Consider the following 3195-nt stretch of genomic DNA (forward strand, 5'->3'; position numbering starts at 1 on the left):
ACCGGTGGAGTTGGAACTACTGGCGCAGTTGGAACTACCGGTGGAGTTGGAACTACTGGCGCAGTTGGAATCACCGGTGGAGTTGGAACTACTGGCACAGTTGGAACTACTGGTGGAGTTGGAACTACTGGCGCAGTTGGAACTACCGGTGGAGTTGGAACTACTGGCGCAGTTGGAACTGCTGGTGGAGTTGGAACTACTGGCACAGTTGGAACTATTGGCACAGTTGGAACTACTGGCACAGTTGGAACTGCTGGTGGAGTTGGAACTATTGGCACAGTTGGAACTACTGGCACAGTTGGAACTGCTGGTGGAGTTGGAACTACTGGTGAAGTTGGAACTGCCGGTGGAGTTGGGACTACTGGTGGGGTTGGGAGATTTGGATCACAACCACAATCTTGACCATCTACACCGTCTTTACCATCTACACCGTCTCTACCGTCTCTACCGTCTTTACCATCACGGATAAAGGTAGTTTCACGACTGCCATCTGGCTTAACGATAGTAATCGTTTGACCGGAATTGCCGTCTTGGTCAGTTCCTGGGGTCACGGTGACTTCTGAATTCTTACCATCGCGACCGTTGAGAATAGTTTGACGACTGATTTCTTGACCGTCACCATCTTTGATGATAATGGTAGTACCGATAACCTTGTCTCCCTCACGAACTTCGATTTGTTCTACAAGTGGGGATTTACCATCCTTACCATCAACACCGTCTCTACCGTCTTTACCATCACGGATAAAGGTAGTTTCACGACTGCCATCTGGCTTAACGATAGTAATCGTTTGACCTGAATTGCCGTCTTGGTCAGTGCCTGGGGTCACTGTGACTTCTGAATTCTTACCATCGCGACCGTTGAGAATGGTTTGACGGCTGATTTCCTGACCATCACCATCTTTGATGATAATGGTAGTACCGATAACCTTGTCGCCTTCACGAACTTCGATTTGCTCTACTAGTGGAGACTTGCCATCCTTACCGTCAACACCGTCTCTACCGTCTTTACCATCACGGATAAAGGTGGTTTCTCGTGTGCCGTCTGGTTTGACAATAGTAATCGTTTGACCTGGGTTACCATTTTGGTCTGTGCCTGGGGTTACTGTGACTTCTGAATTCTTACCGTCGCGGCCGTTGAGAATGGTTTGACGGCTGATTTCCTGACCATCACCATCTTTGATGATAATGGTAGTACCGATAACCTTGTCACCTTCGCGAACTTCGACTTGTTCTACAAGTGGGGATTTACCATCCTTACCATCAACACCGTCTCTACCGTCTCTACCGTCTTTACCATCACGGATAAAGGTCGTTTCACGACTGCCGTCTGGCTTAACGATAGTAATCGTTTGACCGGAATGACCGTCTTGGTCAGTTCCTGGGGTCACGGTGACTTCTGAATTCTTACCATCGCGACCGTTGAGAATGGTTTGACGACTGATTTCTTGACCGTCACCATCTTTGATGATAATGGTAGTACCGATAACCTTGTCTCCCTCACGAACTTCGATTTGTTCTACAAGTGGCGACTTACCATGCTTACCGTCAACACCGTCTCTACCGTCTTTACCATCACGGATAAAGGTGGTTTCGCGACTGCCGTCTGGCTTAACAATAGTAATCGTTTGACCGGAATGACCATCTTGGTCAGTTCCTGGGGTCACGGTGACTTCTGAATTCTTACCATCGCGACCGTTGAGAATAGTTTGACGACTGATTTCTTGACCGTCACCATCTTTGATGATAATGGTAGTACCGATAACCTTGTCTCCCTCACGAACTTCGATTTGTTCTACAAGTGGCGACTTGCCATCCTTACCGTCAACACCGTCTCTACCGTCTTTACCATCACGGATAAAGGTGGTTTCGCGACTGCCGTCTGGCTTAACAATAGTAATCGTTTGACCGGAATGACCGTCTTGGTCAGTTCCTGGGGTCACTGTGACTTCTGAATTCTTACCATCGCGACCGTCTGCTCCATTACGGATGGTGGCAATTTCGGTGCGCTGACCTGTGGATGAGACATTGTAGACTTTTACGCTGCCATCTGGTTGAAGTTCAGAAACGACGGAGCTACCATTGGCACCATCCTGACCTTTGGTACCATCTACACCATTACGAATGGTGGCGATTTCGGTACGCTGACCTGTAGATGAGACATTGTAGACTTTTACGCTGCCATCAGTTTGACGTTCAGAAACGACAGAGCTGCCATTTACACCGTCGCGACCGTTGGTGCCATCTTGACCTTTGGCGCCATCGCGACCATCGACACCATTACGGATAGTGGCGATTTCAGTACGTTCACCTGTCGATGAGACATTATAAACTTTTACACTACCATCTGGTTGGCGTTCGGAAACAACGGAGCTACCATTGGTTCCATCCTGACCTTTGGCTCCATCGACACCATTACGAATTGTGGCAATTTCGGTGCGCTGACCTGTAGATGAGACATTGTAGACTTTTACAGTACCATCGGGTTGAAGTTCAGAAACGACAGAACTTCCATTGGCACCATCCTGACCTTTGGCGCCATCAACACCATTACGGATGGTGGCGATTTCGGTACGCTCGCCTGTAGAGGAGACATTATAAACTTTTACAGTACCATCAGTTTGACGTTCAGAAACAACGGAGCTACCATTTGCACCATCCTGACCTTTGGCACCGTCGCGACCATCGACACCATTACGGATAGTGGCGATTTCAGTACGTTCACCTGTCGATGAGACATTATAAACTTTTACACTACCATCTGGTTGGCGTTCGGAAACAACGGAGCTACCATTGGTTCCATCCTGACCTTTGGCTCCATCGACACCATTACGAATTGTGGCAATTTCGGTGCGCTGACCTGTAGATGAGACATTGTAGACTTTTACAGTACCATCGGGTTGAAGTTCAGAAACGACAGAACTTCCATTGGCACCATCCTGACCTTTGGCGCCATCAACACCATTACGGATGGTGGCGATTTCGGTACGCTCGCCTGTAGAGGAGACATTATAAACTTTTACAGTACCATCAGTTTGACGTTCAGAAACAACGGAGCTACCATTTGCACCATCCTGACCTTTGGCACCGTCGCGACCATCTACACCATTACGGATAGTGGCGATTTCAGTGCGATCTCCTGTTGATGAAACATTATAAACTTTTACACTACCATCGGGTTGAAGTTCAGAAACAACA

Annotated in this window: 1 pseudogene; it reads right to left on the reverse strand. The window is 48.1% G+C overall.

The window, feature by feature from the left end:
- Nucleotides 1-3195, reverse strand: a pseudogene (locus C1G49_RS11065) (WD40 repeat domain-containing protein); the annotation flags it as partial.

It is taken from the genome of Streptococcus suis (genome assembly GCF_002960625.1).
GTDB classification, from domain to species: Bacteria; Bacillota; Bacilli; order Lactobacillales; family Streptococcaceae; genus Streptococcus; species Streptococcus suis_T.